Genomic DNA, 15,329 nt, shown 5'->3' on the forward strand with positions numbered 1-15,329 from the left:
ATCAGATTGACCCCGCCGGTTTCGACGGGGCTTTTTTGTACGCACTCCGTCTCCGGCCCACAGGAGATGGACTATGGAAACCAGCCGATCGGCACTGCAGGGCATCTGGCTGCCGCTGATAACCCCGTTCCGCGACGGTGCGCTCGACGAGGCATCGCTGCGCCGGCTCGTCGCCCACTATGCTGCCCAGCCGCTCGATGGCTTCATCCTGGGCGCCACGACAGGGGAGGGCATGGCGCTCGATGACGACGAAACCGGGCGCCTCGTATCGATCACCCGGGCGGCGCTGGACGTGGCAGGGCGGCATGTGCCTGTCTATCTGGGGCTCTCCGGCAGCGATACGCGCAAGCTCGCCAAGGCGCTGGACCACACGGCCAACTGGGGCATCGATGGCTATCTCATCGCCTGTCCCTATTATACCCGGCCATCCCAGCTCGGCCTGTTCGCGCATTTCTCGGCCCTGGCCGACAGCACGGCCAGGCCAATTTTGATCTACAACATTCCCTATCGAACCGGGGTCAACCTCGGCAACGAGACCATGCTGCGGCTCGCCGGGCATCGCAACATCGTCGGCGTCAAGGATTGCTGCGCCGACCCCGCGCAATCCTTCGATCTGGTGCGCCACAAGCCGGCCGGTTTCGCCGTGCTGACCGGGGAGGACCCGTTCTACTATTCAGCCCTGACCCAGGGTGCCGATGGCGCCATCCTGGCCTCGGCCCACATTCGCACCGCAGCCTTCGTCGCCATTCGCGACCTGATGCTGGCCGGCAACCAACCCGGCGCCCTGGCTGCCTGGCAAAGCCTTGCCGACCTGCCGCGCCTGCTCTTCAGCGAACCCAGCCCCGGCGCGATCAAGCATTGGCTGTGGCGCACAGGCCTGATCGACAGCCCGGAAATGCGGCTGCCAATGGTGCCGGTGAGCGCGGCCCTGGCGGAAAGGATCGATGAGGCGACCACACGCCAGAGTCAGGAGGCCGGAATGGCCTGAGGTCATTGCGTTCAGCACACTAGGCCGGCGGCGCAAGCTTGGCTCCGGATACTGACAGGCCGAGCCCGCCAAGGCGTCTCTATCGTTTCTGCTTCTGGATTGAACATGCTAACCCTGTGGCTCCAACCGGAGTTCGTGCATGTCGGAACTGCCTGGCAAAAAGATCAGCGCCCTGAATGATGAACTCACCGCGGCGGATCCGGCACTTGTCGGCAATGAAGCACTGCTCGTAGCTCTCCTGTCTGGCAGTGACGACTGCATCAAGATCCTGGACCTCGATGGCCGCCTTCAGTTTATGAGCGAGGGCGGAAAACGAGTCATGGAAGTCGATGACTTTCCTGCTCTCAAGGGCTGCCCCTGGCCTGATTTCTGGTTGGACGAGGGAAACGTTGCTGCCAAAGCGGCAATCGAGGCCTGCCGCAACGGAAAGCCCGCTCGCTTCCTCAGCGCCGCCAGCACTGTGAAGGGCAATTCCAAGTTCTGGGATGTCCGCGTGATGCCGGTTCTGGGAGCGGATGGGCGGCCAACCCACATCCTGTCGATTTCGACCGACATAACCCAGACCCGAACGGCGGAGATGGCCGCACGAGAGAGCCAGGTTCAAACCAAGGTTGCCCTGGCCGCCGCGGAAATGGGCGTCTGGCAATGCCGTGTCATCGACGGAAAGTTCGTTGATCTGATCGGCGATGACCGTGCCGTCAGGATGTTAGGGGGCACGGCGGGCAAGAAGGCTTCCTTCGAGGAATTCCTGGCTCGACTTGCCCCGGAAGACCGCTCCATTCTGGCAGCTGAGGCTGCCAAAGCCATGGATCCCGCTGGCGACGGTATCATGGACGTCGAATACCGCATCGTCTCAGGCCAGGGAGCCCCCCACGTCTGGATTCACGCCCGCGCGCAGGCATTGGCTTCGACGGGTGGCAAACGGCTCATCGGAACGGTTCGTGACGTCAGCCAACGCAAGGATGCCGAGGCGAGGGAGGTAATGCTTGGCGCCGAACTGCAGCATCGCATCAAGAACACGCTCGCCATGGTCAGCGCCATCGCATCCCAGACGCTGAGGGGCGACGACATCGCAGACAGGAGAGCTGCCTTTTCCGCGCGCTTGCAGGCGCTTGGCAATGCCCATGACATTCTGACCGCCAAGGCGTGGAGCGGCGCACCGATGCAGTCGGTCGTGCAGAAGGCTCTGAGCCCGCATATGGCGGGACCGGACCGCATTGTGCTGGACGGCCCACCGGTTGAACTGGGGGCCAGGCAAGCCCTCTCAATGGCCCTCACGATCCATGAACTTGCCACCAACGCGGCAAAGTATGGAGCCCTGTCGGTCCCCGGTGGCAAGGTCCTGATCGATTGGTCCTTGGGCACCGCCGACGCCGCAAATCAGGGGGCGTTTCGCTTTACCTGGCGTGAAACTGGCGGCCCCCCGGTTGCAGAACCTACCCTCAAGGGCTTCGGCTCAAGACTGATCACGAGAGTGCTGGCGGCCGACTTTGAAGGAGAGGTCAGCATCGACTATGCGCCCGGCGGCGTTGTCTGCACCCTGGCGTCATCTCTCCCAACATCCAGCGTCAGCTCGCTAAGTTGAGCAACCGGGCGGCCCGGACTCCGACTCAGTCTGGAGAAGGGCAGGGGATCGCCCCCGAAGCGTCCGCATGGCGTTCATAATGCCACGCCCGTAAGGAACCGCGTCCAGTTCGCCGCGCCAGGGCAGGCCTTCTCCGCACAAACAAAAAGGCCGCTGGGGCAAACCAGCGGCCTAGTCAAGAGCCTGAGACGTGATTGGAGGTCAGGATCAGGCAGAAAGCAAATCAAGTTTTGCACGGATGCCCGTGCGGAGTTCATCTATCGGGCTGGTCCGCCCGTTTTGTTCGTGGTGCCAGAAGGTCCACCCGTTGCATGCTTCGGCGCCTTGGACCAAAGCACCAACCTTGTGGATGGAGCCCTGGTGGGTGCCGGAGACAAGTGAGCCGTCTGCACGAACCATGGCAAAGTAACGTTTCGTTAAGTCGAAGAGTTGCGTGCCCGGTTCAATTAATCCCTGCTCGATCAGCGAGCCGAAGGGGATGCGCGTTTCCTTGCGCTTGGGCGTCACCGACTGCAGCGCTTCGAACACGCCGGGGCGGATCGCCGCGATGCGTTTGAGCGCCGCATTGATATAGGCGTCTTCCCGCTCGATGCCGATGAAATGCCTGCCCAGCTTGCGCGCCACGGCACCCGTCGTGCCGGTGCCGAAGAACGGGTCGAGCACCACATCGCCCGGCTTGGTCGTGGCATTGAGAATGCGGAACAGCAGGGCTTCCGGCTTCTGGGTCGGATGGACCTTGCCGTCATCCTCGTCCTTGAGGCGTTCGGCGCCGGTGCAGAGCGGAAACAGCCAGTCGCTGCGCATCTGCGTGTCGTCATTGGCCAGCTTCATGGCCTCATAGTTGAAGGTGACGCGGCTTTTCTGGCTCTTGGCGGCCCAGATCAGCGTCTCATGCGCATTGGTAAAGCGCGTGCCGCGGAAATTCGGCATCGGGTTGGCCTTGCGCCAGACGATGTCGTTCAGCATCCAGAAATCCAGATCTTGCAGGGCCGTGCCGACCCGGAAGATATTGTGGTAGCTGCCGATGACCCAGAGGGCCCCGTCGGGCTTGAGCACCCGCCTTGCGGCCTTGAGCCAGGCGCGGGTGAAATTGTCGTAATGGGCGAAGCTCTCGAACTTGTCCCATTCGTCATCCACCGCATCGACCTTGCTCTGGTCGGGCCGAGTCAGGCCGTGTTCCAGCTGCAGGTTATAGGGCGGATCGGCGAAGATGAGATCAACCGAGCCGGCCGGCAAGGCATTCATGTGGTCGATGCAATCGCCCACCAGAATTGTATCGATCGGGAGGCGCGGAGCCTCTTCCGCAGCTGCCTCGACAGCCCTACGCGCGGTACGCAACATACACTTAACCCTAACGCAGTACTAACCCGTCCGTTATAGAACGCCAGGGTTAATGGAGCGTGATTTCATAGGGTTAGCGGGAAGTTAAGAGGGCGACAGCGGCTACCCTGCGCGTGTTGCCCCACCCCCTCCCAGCCTCCCCCATCAAGGGGGAGGTGCTGGCCGGTGATCGGGGCGCGATGGTGCCAAAAGAGTGGAGGCAAACCTCCCCCGTGATGGGGGAGGTAGGAGGGGGTGGGGCCACGCCCGCCAAACTCAAGCCACCAGAACCACGCCACGCACCCGCGCCCACGCCTCGGCCACCGGCGCGAATTCCTCGCGGTGGTGCCGGCAGGGCCCATGCTCCACCAGCGCGCGCATATGCTGGGGCGTCGAATAGCCCTTGTGGCCGGAAAAGCCGAAATGCGGCGCGTCGCAATCCATGATCTTGCACATGCGGTCGCGCGTCACCTTGGCGACGATGGAGGCCGCCGCGATCGACACGCTGCGGCCGTCGCCGCCGATCAGCGCCAGGCCCTCGCAGGGCAGGCCGAGCGGCACGTCGCGCCCGTCGATCAGCACCCGGTCGGGGCGGATGCCGAGACTGTTGGCGGCCTGCGCCATGCCCCAAAGCGTCGCGCCGCGAATATTGCGGCTGAGAATGATCGAGGGGGGCGCCACGACCACCGAGACGGCCAGCGCCGTATCCATGATCTGCTCGAACAGCAGTTCGCGCTGCTCCTCGGTCAGCTTCTTGGAATCGTTGAGCCCCTGCGGAATGGCCCTTGCGTCCAGCACCACGGCCGATACCACCACCGGCCCGGCCAGCGGCCCGCGCCCGGCCTCGTCGACCCCCGCAACGACACGGGCGCCACGGGCCTGGAGTTCCAGCTCGTGGCGATAGTCGGGCTCGGTCTGTGGCGTCGAATCAAACAGCATGCCGCCAGCATCGTCCTCGGGCCGGTCAAGTCAACCGGCGGCCGTCACAGCCGCGCCAGCAGTGCTTCCCGGTCGGGCGCGAAGCGGTGGTTGCCGTGCCGGTTGGTTTCGAACACGAAGTCGCGCAGCGCCTTGCTGGCCTCTGTCTGGGCGGCAATGTCCCCGATGATGGCGAGGCGCAGGCGATAGTTCTGCATCTTCTGGAAGAATATGCCGGCAATGCCGCTCCTGAGGTCGAGAAATCCGGGGGCCAGCCGGGCAAGCGGCACGACGATCATGTCGGCGCCGGTGCCATAGGTCTCCCCGATCATGTCGACTGCGTCCTGCTCGGTGGCGAGCAGGGGGCCGTCGAGCGGCAGCTCCAGCAGGACGAGGCCATTATGCTCAATGCGCATCATGCCGAATTCTCCTTCATATTCACAGGGCTAGGCCCTGTTGCCGGGCTTGGGCTCTGCTATAGTGCGGGCGCTGGGGGGCAACCAGCGAGAGCCCAGACGAGATGACCTTCCGATACGGCGCCATCCTGGCGATAGCAGCTCTGTCGGCCATGCCGGCCGCCGCCGCGCCTTTTCACCATCCCTTCGGCGAGTGGCGCGAGTATAATCGCGACTGGCTGGCCGCCTGTCCCGACGCCATCGACGAGGACGCGACCGATTACTACGGCTTTTCCTGCTTTGCCAGCACTGGCAGCCAGGAGCTCAACAGCGCCGGCCTGCCCGCCTACAAACTCACCATCCTGCGCAATCGCCTCACCGGCGATCTCGATCTGGCCTTTACCGTTGCCGCCGACGATGTCGAGACCGATACCAGCCGCCCGCTGCTGCTGGCCTTCGGCAAAGAACCGCCCGAGCGCCTCAGCTTCGCCACCGATCTCGAAACCCGCTACAACACGGTCAATCAGTTCTATGTCGCCGACCCCGCCCGCAAGGCGGCGCTGATCGAGCAGATGGGCGAGCGCAATGCGGTTGTGGTGACAGTGCCCCTCAACGGCGGGGACACCAAAGAGGTGCGGCTGTCGCTGCGCGGCGTGCTGGCCTCGCTCGATTTCATGGCCAGCCATGCGCGCAAGCTCGCCCAGTATTAGCAGCGATTGACGCGGCGTGGCTTTTGCTATCGGTTCCGCGCTGCTCCCTCTCGTCCCCGGAACTCTTCATGATCCTCAAGCCAGGCGCCGCGCTGCTGTTCGATATCGACGGCACGCTGGCCGATACCGATCCGCTGCATCTCGAGGCCTTCAACCGCACCTTCGCGCCCTATGGCCACCACTTCGACAAGCCGCGCTTCGCCCTGGAATTGCAGGGCCTCGCCAATGAGGCCATCGCCCGCCGCTTCGTGCCGCATCTGTCGCCAGCGGACGGCATGGAGGTGCTGCGCGGCAAGGAGGAGACTTTTCGCGATCTCGCGCGCTCGGCCATCCATGCGGTTCCAGGCCTCTTCGCGCTGATGGACATGGCCGATGCCGCCGGCCTGCCCATGGCGGCGGTGACCAATGCGCCGCGCGCCAATGCCGACCTGATCCTCGACGGGCTGGGCATTCGCCACCGCTTCCGCGCCCTGGTGATCGGCGAGGAACTGGCCCATGGCAAGCCCCATCCCTTGCCCTATCTCGAAGGCCTGCGCCTGCTCGGCGCCATCGCCGAGGCCTCGGTCGCCTTCGAGGATTCGCGCACCGGCATTGCCTCGGCCACGGCAGCCGGGCTGGCCACCATCGGCATCCGCACCAGCCTGCTCCACGAAGACATGATCGCCGCCGGCGCGGTCCTGTCCGCCGACAGCTACGACGATCCTGCGGTACGGACCTTCATCTCCAGCAGAGTGGCACAGGCCTGATCGCTTCTGACGCTAGAACAGGCTCATCTGCCGCTCTTCCAGCCGGGGCGCAATGAAGAGGTCATTGCGCAGGCCGGGCAGCTTGGCGTCGAGGCCATAGCGTTCGCGCGCCTTGTCGAAGCGCTGGCGCAGCAGCGTGGCATAGGGACCTTCGCCCGTCATGCGCGTGCCCCAGCGCGAGTCATAATCCTTGCCGCCGCGCGTATCGCGCACCAGCGCCAGCACATGCCGCACGCGGTCTGGGAAATGCCGTAGCAGCCATTCGCGGAACACGTCGCGCACTTCCCCAGGCAGCCGCAGCAGGATCATCGAGGCGCTGACCGCCCCCTGCGCCTTGGCGGCGTCGAGAATGCGCTCCAGCTCCATGTCGTTGATCGCCGGAATCATCGGCGAGGCAAACACCGCCACCGGCACCCCCGCTTCGCTGAGGAGCCTTATGGCTTCCAGCCGCCGGGCAGGGGAGGAGGCGCGCGGCTCCATCTTGCGGCTCAGCTTATGGTCCATCGAGGTCATCGACAGTGCCACCTTGACGAGGCCCAGCTTGGCCAGCTCGGTCAGGAGGTCCAGGTCGCGGATGATCAGCGATGACTTGGTGGTGATCATCACCGGATGGCGCGTTTCCAGCATCACTTCGAGAATGCCGCGCGTCAGCTTGTGCTTGCGCTCGGCCGGCTGGTAGGGGTCGGTATTGGTGCCCATGGCAATGGGCTTGACCCGATAGCTCTTGGCTGCCAGTTCCGCCCGCAGCGCCTCGACCGCATTGACCTTCACATAGATGTCGCGCTCGAACTCGATCCCCGCCGAATGGCCGAGAAAGGCATGCGTCGGCCGGGCAAAGCAGTAGGAACAGCCGTGTTCGCAGCCGCGATAGGCGTTGATCGAGCGCTCGAAGCCGATATCCGGGCTGTCATTGGTCGTGATGATGGTCTTGGCGCGCTCGACATGTTCGACGGTCTCGAAGATCGATAGCGGCTCGACATTGTCCCAGCCGTCGTCAAACCCCTCGCGGGTCTGCTTTTCGAAGCGACCGCTGCGATTGGATTGCGCCCCGCGCCCGCGGATGCGGTCGGGATCGAGCAGTTCGCGCCGCGCCAGATCGGCGTCGCGGCTGCGGCTGAGTTTTTCCAGGGCTTCGAACGAGGGGGCCTGATAGAGCGCCATGAGAGATCTCCTGCCGGACGCCAACAGTCGAATCGTGACCGCAGAACGCGTCCCAGGATGTAACAGTTCCACGAGAACAAAACAAGAACTGCACCACTCGCCTGGACCATATATGGGTGCAACTTCCCTGCGGGAGAAGGGGCCGAAAGACGATTTCGCAGCCCAGATTTGCATTCCTGTGACTGGACGCAGAAATGCGGCAGGCCTAGAAACGGCACCCTTTCGCGGGCCGCTCGCGATCAACGCTTAAGCGCATAATTTAGTATTGACCCATGCCTGCGGCGGCGTTACTAAAGCCGTCGCCTAACTATATGCCTGCTGACACCGGTTGTCGCAAAAACACTTCACGGTGACGTCGAAATCCACCGGCGTCGCCCGTCGTCCTGGTGACCAAGCAAATTTTCAGCATCGAGGGATCTGATGAGTACCGAAGCAACGACTTTTGACGCCATGCCGGCCGAGGCACCGGTGAACCAGACCGATGCTGCCCGCAACAAGCTGGTCATCGCCCTGCTGCTGGCATCGACCTTCGTCGTCTTTCTCAATGAAACGATGATGAGCGTGGCCATCCCCAATCTGATGGACAGCCTGGGGGTGCAGCCCAATATTGCGCAGTGGCTGACCACCGCCTTCCTGCTCACCATGGCCATCGTCATTCCGATCACCGGCTTTCTGCTGCAGCGCATGAATACGCGCCCCGTCTTCATGCTGGCCATGTCGATCTTCACGGCCGGCACGCTGATCTGCGCCGCCGCGCCGGGCATTGAACTGCTGATCTTCGGCCGCGTCATCCAGGCCGTCGGCACTGCCATCATGATGCCGCTGCTGATGACCACGGTGATGACCCTGGTGCCGCCGGAATCGCGCGGCAAGACCATGGGCAATATCTCCATCGTCATCTCCGTGGCCCCGGCCATCGGCCCCACCATCGGCGGCTTCATCCTGGCCAATCTGGACTGGCGCTGGATGTTCATCCTCATGCTGCCCATCGCCATCGCGGCCCTGGTTGTCGGCGCCCGCAAGATGCAGAACGTCACGACGCCCCGCTATGCCCCGCTGGATATCGCCTCGGTCATCCTGTCGGCTGTGGGCTTTGGCGGCCTCGTCTATGGCCTGTCGAGCCTGGGCGAAGGCGAGCATGTCGGCGCGGCCTTCCCGATCTGGCTGCCCCTGGTGGTTGGCCTCGTGGCCATGGCGGTCTTCATCTGGCGACAGATTCAGCTCTCACGGCAGGACAAGGCGCTGCTCGACCTGCGCACCTTCCTGTCGCGCAACTACACCGTCTCGGTGCTGACCATGGCCATCGCCATGATGGCCCTGTTCGGCACGGTCATCCTTCTGCCCATCTATACCCAGAACGTCCTGGGTCTGGACACGCTGCAGACCGGCCTGCTGCTGCTGCCCGGTGGCCTGCTGATGGGCCTGCTGGCCCCCTCGGTTGGCCGGCTCTATGACCGCATCGGCCCGACCAAGCTCCTCGTGCCCGGCACCATTCTGGTGTCGGTCGTGCTGTGGGCGCTGACGCGGGTGGATCAGAACACCTCGGTCTGGGCCATCCTGACCGGCCACATCATCATCAGCATTGGTCTGGCCCTGGTCTTCACGCCGCTGTTCACCGCGGCTCTGGGTTCGGTGCGCATGGAAATGTATTCCCATGGCAGCGCCATCCTCGGCTCCATCCAGCAGGTGGCCGGCGCCGCCGGCATTGCCCTCTTCGTCGCCCTGATGACCATCCGCACGGCGGGCCTGACGGCCGAAGGCGTGGAGCCGGTCAGCGCGCTGGCCGGTGGCATCCAGCTCGCCTTCCTGATCGGCGCGGTGATCTCGCTCTTCGCCGTGGTGGCCGCCTTCTTCGTGCGCAAGCCCGAAGCGGCCCCCGGCATGAGCCACGGCCACTGAATCGAGAACGGCGCCCCATGGGGCGCCGTTTTTGTGTGTCAGGCGGCGGCGATGGCCAGTTCCGCCGCCACCTCCACGACCACTGCCCCGCGCTTGCGGCCGCTGTCGACCCGGGCATGCGCCTCGGCGATGTCATCGAACGCATGGCGGCTGTCGATTGTGGGCCGGACAATCCCCGCCGCCACCAGGTCGCGTATGGTCTCCAGCTCCGCCTGCCGGTCCGCAGAGACGGCGGCGATCACCTTGCGGCTGCCGAACAACCGCGTCCACGCCGCCCGGATAAACGCCGTGCCGCCGCCGTCCACGGCCAGAAGAATGCCGTTCGCTGTCGTGGCCCGGCGGAACCGGCCCAGCGTGACATTGCCGACCGTGTCCAGGATGACGTCGAACTTCTGTTCCGAGCGCGAGAAGTCCATGCTCTGATAGTCGATGACAGCATCCGCGCCGAGACTGCGCACCAGCGCGGCATTGCCACTGCTGCACACGCCGGTGACATGCGCGCCATAGTGCTTGGCCAGCTGCACTCCGAATGCGCCGACCGCCCCCGATGCGCCATTGACCAGCACACGCTGCCCCGCCGCAATATTGGCCCGGCGCAGGAAGAACTGGGCCGTCAGCGCCCCGAATGGGATGGCTGCGGCCGCGTCAAAGTCCAGGCCCGGCGGCATCGTCGCAATGGCGGCATCCTCGGGCACCGCCTTGTATTCGGCGTGGCAGCCATAGACATGCAGGCCAAATACCCGGTCGCCCACGGCAAAGCGGCTGACCGACTGGCCAACGGCCTCCAGGATGCCGGCAAATTCGGCGCCCAGCACCGCCTTGCGCGGCCTGGTTATGCCCATGAACAGCCGGGCGGGCAGCCAGAAGGCGGCCGGGATGCGGAAGGCCCGCATGCGGGAATCCCCGGAGGTGACGGTGGTGGCCATAACCCTCACCAGCACCTCATTGTCTTTGGGCACCGGCTTGGCTGTGTCGGCGATGACGACGACGCTCGGCGCGCCATATTCCGTCTGCAGGGCGGTCTTCATGTGTTTAGGCTCCGGTTTTCGGGCGCGCGTCGGCCCGCGGCCCGCAAGGAGGGGGCCGTGATTGCGGTCAAATCTGTGGGCACGTTCAGCCGCTGACGGCTTTCTTCCACTGGAAGACGTCGCCGATCTCGACGCCGAACACTTCGGCGATGCGGAACGCCGCTTCGAGCGAGGGCGAATATTTGTTCTGCTCGATCGCCGCGATGGTCTGGCGGGTCATGCCGATCCGGTCGGCCAGCTCCTGCTGGGTCATTTCGCCATGATCAAAGCGCAGCCGGCGGATCGTGTTGCTGATCGGGGGAGGGGCCATTCAGGCGGTCATCCGGAACGAAGCGATATGTACGCTTTCACGCACCACTTCGGTCAGCACGAAGGCCATCAACATGCCATTGGCAAAGATCAGCGCCACGCTGCCGGCCGGATCGGCAGGAAATGCCGCGCGGATCGTGTCGGTGGCCAGCAGCCCGCCGATCAGTCCGATAGGCACCAGAACTTCGAGCAGCTTGAAGCCGATCCGGTCCGCCCGCGCCTCGATCAGCCGCTCCAGTTCATCGGGCGGCGTCTCGATATTCTTGGCGGTCATCACCCCGGTCGCGACATTGAGCCCGATCATCACCACCAGCGAAATACCCATCGTGATCAGGAACCGCGTCAACACCGCGCCGCCATCGAGCCGCTGGCCCGCCACGTCCACCCAGAACCAGGCAAAATAGACACTCCACACCACCAGCGTCGTCACCACCGCGATCCACGCCGTTCTTTCCCGAAAGGCCATGACCCAACCCCGTATGCAAAATCTACATGACGGGATATCTGCTATTTTTGTCGTGATGTAAAGTAGGTTTAACATGATGGTGGAAATTTATGACGTTATCCTCGGCTGGGTGGGCGTGCGGCGGCGGTATCAGCGCAGCCTGGTGGGCACGGCTGGCGGTGCAACCGGGGGCAGGGGCGACCCGCGAGATTCAGGCTTGCCAAGCGGGGATGGGTCCCCGACAAATCGGCGCTTCCCGTCGCGAGTGATTACCCATGCCTTCTGCACTGCCCAATTCTGTCGAGATAGCCATCTGCGATGCCACGGCGGACCCCGATGAACTGGCTCAGTTCTTCTGCGCCAATCTGACCCCGGAATACATTTCGCACTCCGAACTGCAGAGCAATCGCACGACCCCTGCAGGGGACTGGGTGCCCGATATCGAGGCCGTCATCGGCAATGAACTGCAGGACGCCCTCGCCCAGGACGCAACCTTGCGCCTGTCGGCCCCGGAATGGAACGGGGTGATCGTTGCCAAGGTAGATGGCCGTCTGGCGGGGATCGCCATCGTTCTCTACGTCCATGCCGATGGCAGCTATGGCGTGATCGAGGACATCCTTGTCGACGGCGCGCTTCGCGGTCGGGGTGTGGGCACCAAGCTGATCGACTTTATCCTAGCCGACATGCGGGCGTCGAACCTGTCGCGCGCTTTCCTGGAAAGCGGGGTCAACAACGGCAAGGCGCACGATTTATTTCATCACATCGGCTTTGCCAATACTTCTGTAATAATGGACATGAAATTGTAGCGGGCAATCTGTTTGGGGGGAAGTGCATTGAGTTTTATCGCGGAGTCGGTGGTCGTCCTCCTCGAAATAGTCAGCGTTATGACATTTCTATTCGTGATCTACCTGCGCTATGGGCGGGATGATCAGCGCCTTCAGGCCATCGGCAACCGGCATGTCAGGCGGCTCCGTGCCAAGGACAGGGCACAGATCGGCATTTTCGTCGGCCTCGTCATCGTCACCCTTGTCTCCGCGCATATCGCCTTTTCGGCCACCGCGCTGTGGGTCGGCTCTGCCATCCTGACGCTGGGCCTGCTGGCTGCCGGGGGCGTCTACTTCCAGGGCGTCAGCCGCCTGATCGTCGATCGCTCGATTCGTTACGCCATGATGATGTGGTCATCCAGTTGCCTGTTCATCGCGGCCCTGCTTGCGGCGATTTCCTGGGGTGCCTGGCGCTCGCAGGCTCTGGGCGATGGGTTCGATGGCGGCCTGCTGGCGCAGTTCGTAGCGCCTCTGGCCCAGACGGCAGGCATCATCATCGCGGCAACCATGGTGGTCCTGACCAACCGGTTCACTGCCGATCAGGCGAAGCGGTCGGCAGGGCAGGCCATCTATCAGAAACTAGAATTTGCCTCGGTGGAGCTGTTCCGCTTCGAGGCGAGCCACCCCGAACTGGTCAAGGCACTCTGGTTCGAGGCTCCGGTGCCGCTTAGCGACAATCCGACCGCCGACGAGAAGCTGGCTGCCTATAGCCTCGAACAATATGTCTGCCAGCTGCTCAACCTGTTCGAGATGGAACTGCGCTTCCGCCGGGAAGGCATCATTCCGCCTGATGTCTTCGCCAGCTGGATTGTCTGGATGTATGAAATCTGCTGCCTGCCGACCTTCATCCACATCTGGAGGAATGAGCTGGAGCCGCACTACATCACCGACTTCCAGGTCCTCATCAATGAGGGCATTCACGTCGGACAGTCCGACGTGCCCTATCGCGACAGCTCGGATGAGCCGGATTGGGAAAAGGTGCAGCGCTTCTACGAGAAGGTTGCCGAACTGGTCAGCCCGGACAATCCCTGTGGCGAAGTCCGGAACTGGCTGCGCGAGCGCAAGCTGCTGGCGAGCTAGCGCTCGTCCAGCCGCGGCATCAGTTCGACGAAGTTGCAGGGCTTGTGGCGGTAGTCGAGCTGGTGGGTGAGGATGCCTTCCCAGGCGTCGCGGCAGGCGCCGCGCGAGCCGGGCAGGCAGAAGACGAAGGTGGTGCCGATCAGCCCTGCCGTGGCGCGCGACTGCAGCGAGCTCGTGCCCACCGTGGTGGCCGAATACTGGTGGAACAGCACCGAAAAGCCCTCCATGCGCTTGTCGAACAGCGGCTCGACGGCTTCCGGCGTCACGTCGCGGCCAGAGAATCCGGTGCCGCCGGTGGTGAGGACGACGTCGACCGAAGGGTCGGCGACAAAGCCCTGCACGGCCTGGCGGATCAGTTGGATATCGTCGCGCACCACGACGCGCCCGGCACAATGATGCCCGTCCGCCTCCAGCAGCGACTTGAGCAGTGCGCCGCCCGTGTCGGTTTCGAGCGTTCGCGTGTCGGAAACGGCGATGACGGCGATGGAAAGGGGCTTGAATGCCCGGTCTTCAAACCGTGCCGTCTTGAACATCGCGTCTATCCTCGTTCTGCGTCGCCAATTCATCCGGGACCGGCGCTTCGGCATGTCCCATCTCGGGGCTATCACTATCAGCCCGTGGATCGAGCACAATGGTCTCCGGCGTCACCTGGCGGTCGCCCATCGGCTGGAACGGCTCGCGATAGGCCGCGTCGATCCCCTTGCGGATTCGCATGCGCAGGAAGGCCGTGACCGCCAGCGCGCCATGGAAGGCCGCCGTCACGACGAACAGGCCCACCGGCGACCAGGCGCCCATGATCAGCGAGGCGACAGCCGGGCCGATGGCCAGCCCGATCCCCAGGATCAGCAGCATGCCGCCGGCAATCTTGGCGAAATCGCCATCCTTGGCAAAGTCATTGGCATGCGCCACGGCCACCGCATAGATCGGATTGGCGGCAAAGCCATAGGCGGCAAACAACACGAACATCATCCAGTTGGCGCCCGGATTGATGAGCACGGTGAGCGCGCCGACAATGGCGGCAAAGCCCGAGAGTCCGATCAGCACGATGCGGCGGTCGATATGGTCGGACAGGCGCCCGAACGGGATCTGCGCCACCGCGCCCAGAATGGCCGCCACCGCGAAGAGCAGGGCGATGCCGCCCGTATCGAGCCCCTGTTCATAGCCATAGACCGGCGCCAGCGTGCCGAAGGCGCCATTGGCCATCCCCACCGAAAAGGCGGCGATCGCGGCGACCGGGGAGGTGCGATAGAGCAGGCCAATATCGATCTTGGCCGAAGATAGGGGTCGCGGCTGCGGGCTCGAGGTCAGCGCCGTCGGCAGCACGGCGCAGATGAAGCTGATGGCGCCCAGCACGAACGGCACATAGCCCGCCGTGCCGGTCACCGACATGGCGATCTGCCCCAGCGTCGAGGCGGCCATGTTGATGGTCACATAGATCGAAAAGATCGTGCCGCGGCTCTTGTTCTCGGCCACTTCGTTGAGCCAGCTCTCGACGATCATCGCCGCCCCGGCAAAGCAGAAGCCGGACAGGGCCCGCAGCAGGATCCAGCTGATATCGTTGATCAGCAGCAGGTTGAGCAGGATGGTGATGGTGCCGATGGCCGCCATCACCGAAAAGGCCCTTATATGGCCGACCTTGCGCACCACCAGCGGCACCGAGATCGATCCGGCGACAAAGCCCACCGACCAGCCCGTGCCGATCAGGCCCAGCGCCAGCAGCGAAAATCCCTCCTCGGCGCCGCGCACCGACAGCAGCAGGCCCTGCAGGCCACCGCCGAACATCAACAGCGCGGAACCCAGGAACAGGGCGTAGATCTTGATTACAGAGGCCATGACGCTTTCGGCTGTGCTGGGACGGGAGAACGTTGCAAATCACGCAACGGTGACAATAGCGCGGCGTTCCTGCAATGGCAGGGCGAAA

The 15,329-nt window shown here is 63.9% G+C and carries 16 protein-coding genes; 7 read left to right on the forward strand and 9 right to left on the reverse strand.

Annotation, left to right across the window (positions count from 1 at the left end; translation table 11 throughout):
• Positions 1-73: 73 nt before the first annotated feature.
• Together ACLI1C_RS05555 and ACLI1C_RS05560 are read left to right on the forward strand one after the other, a co-directional pair.
• Positions 74-988, forward strand: a complete 915-nt coding sequence (locus ACLI1C_RS05555) for a 4-hydroxy-tetrahydrodipicolinate synthase family protein (protein ID WP_411395871.1) — start codon at positions 74-76, stop codon at positions 986-988.
• Positions 989-1,127: 139 nt separating this feature from the next.
• Positions 1,128-2,573: an HWE histidine kinase domain-containing protein gene (locus ACLI1C_RS05560; protein WP_411395872.1), complete on the forward strand. Its 1,446-nt coding sequence runs from the start codon at positions 1,128-1,130 to the stop codon at positions 2,571-2,573.
• Positions 2,574-2,780: 207 nt separating this feature from the next.
• Here the strand turns inward: ACLI1C_RS05560 and ACLI1C_RS05565 are convergent, their stop codons facing one another.
• From ACLI1C_RS05565 to ACLI1C_RS05575, 3 genes are all read right to left on the reverse strand, one after another.
• Positions 2,781-3,914 (reverse strand): site-specific DNA-methyltransferase, encoded by a 1,134-nt coding sequence (locus ACLI1C_RS05565; RefSeq protein ID WP_411395873.1) that lies wholly within the window; start codon positions 3,912-3,914, stop codon positions 2,781-2,783.
• Between the two features lie 255 nt (positions 3,915-4,169).
• The gene (locus tag ACLI1C_RS05570) at positions 4,170-4,832 is read right to left on the reverse strand and encodes a ribonuclease HII (RefSeq protein WP_411395874.1); all 663 of its coding nucleotides are present in this window, start codon (positions 4,830-4,832) and stop codon (positions 4,170-4,172) included.
• 44 nt (positions 4,833-4,876) lie between these two features.
• On the reverse strand, positions 4,877-5,230 hold the full coding sequence (locus ACLI1C_RS05575; protein WP_411395875.1) for a DUF4180 domain-containing protein: 354 nt from the start codon (positions 5,228-5,230) through the stop codon (positions 4,877-4,879).
• Between the two features lie 101 nt (positions 5,231-5,331).
• Between ACLI1C_RS05575 and ACLI1C_RS05580 the strand changes: the two genes are divergently transcribed.
• Positions 5,332-5,916: a hypothetical protein gene (locus ACLI1C_RS05580; RefSeq protein WP_411395876.1), complete on the forward strand. Its 585-nt coding sequence runs from the start codon at positions 5,332-5,334 to the stop codon at positions 5,914-5,916.
• 68 nt (positions 5,917-5,984) lie between these two features.
• Positions 5,985-6,662 carry an HAD family hydrolase gene (locus ACLI1C_RS05585; protein WP_411395877.1) on the forward strand — a complete coding sequence of 226 codons (678 nt, stop codon included), beginning with the start codon at positions 5,985-5,987 and terminating at the stop codon, positions 6,660-6,662.
• Positions 6,663-6,674: 12 nt separating this feature from the next.
• Here ACLI1C_RS05585 and ACLI1C_RS05590 read toward each other — a convergent pair whose 3' ends face one another.
• A complete protein-coding gene (locus ACLI1C_RS05590) occupies positions 6,675-7,823 on the reverse strand; it encodes a PA0069 family radical SAM protein (protein WP_411395878.1) in 1,149 nt (382 codons plus the stop codon).
• Positions 7,824-8,243: 420 nt separating this feature from the next.
• On the opposite strand from ACLI1C_RS05590, the gene ACLI1C_RS05595 reads away from it, so the two are divergent.
• Positions 8,244-9,722, forward strand: coding sequence for an MDR family MFS transporter (locus ACLI1C_RS05595; protein ID WP_411395879.1), 1,479 nt, complete (start codon positions 8,244-8,246; stop codon positions 9,720-9,722).
• 38 nt (positions 9,723-9,760) lie between these two features.
• On the opposite strand, the gene ACLI1C_RS05600 is transcribed toward ACLI1C_RS05595, so the two are convergent.
• The 3 genes from ACLI1C_RS05600 to ACLI1C_RS05610 form a co-directional block, all read right to left on the reverse strand.
• On the reverse strand, positions 9,761-10,750 hold the full coding sequence (locus ACLI1C_RS05600; protein ID WP_411395880.1) for an NAD(P)-dependent alcohol dehydrogenase: 990 nt from the start codon (positions 10,748-10,750) through the stop codon (positions 9,761-9,763).
• Positions 10,751-10,835: 85 nt separating this feature from the next.
• Positions 10,836-11,060, reverse strand: coding sequence for a helix-turn-helix transcriptional regulator (locus ACLI1C_RS05605; RefSeq protein WP_411395881.1), 225 nt, complete (start codon positions 11,058-11,060; stop codon positions 10,836-10,838).
• Positions 11,061-11,525 (reverse strand): hypothetical protein, encoded by a 465-nt coding sequence (locus tag ACLI1C_RS05610; protein ID WP_411395882.1) that lies wholly within the window; start codon positions 11,523-11,525, stop codon positions 11,061-11,063.
• Between the two features lie 254 nt (positions 11,526-11,779).
• Between ACLI1C_RS05610 and ACLI1C_RS05615 the strand changes: the two genes are divergently transcribed.
• A complete protein-coding gene (locus ACLI1C_RS05615; RefSeq protein WP_411395883.1) occupies positions 11,780-12,310 on the forward strand; it encodes a GNAT family N-acetyltransferase in 531 nt (176 codons plus the stop codon).
• Positions 12,311-12,388: 78 nt separating this feature from the next.
• On the forward strand, positions 12,389-13,408 hold the full coding sequence (locus tag ACLI1C_RS05620; RefSeq protein WP_411395884.1) for a hypothetical protein: 1,020 nt from the start codon (positions 12,389-12,391) through the stop codon (positions 13,406-13,408).
• On the opposite strand, the gene moaB is transcribed toward ACLI1C_RS05620, so the two are convergent.
• Positions 13,405-13,941, reverse strand: coding sequence for a molybdenum cofactor biosynthesis protein B (gene moaB, locus ACLI1C_RS05625; RefSeq protein ID WP_411395885.1), 537 nt, complete (start codon positions 13,939-13,941; stop codon positions 13,405-13,407). The two genes, ACLI1C_RS05620 and moaB, sit on opposite strands and share 4 nt — an antisense overlap.
• Positions 13,919-15,241, reverse strand: a complete 1,323-nt coding sequence (locus ACLI1C_RS05630; RefSeq protein ID WP_411395886.1) for an MFS transporter — start codon at positions 15,239-15,241, stop codon at positions 13,919-13,921. Before ACLI1C_RS05630 ends, moaB begins: the two co-directional genes overlap by 23 nt.
• Positions 15,242-15,329: the final 88 nt, after the last annotated feature.

The organism is Devosia sp. XGJD_8 (assembly GCF_046614475.1).
Lineage (GTDB): Bacteria > Pseudomonadota > Alphaproteobacteria > Rhizobiales > Devosiaceae > Devosia.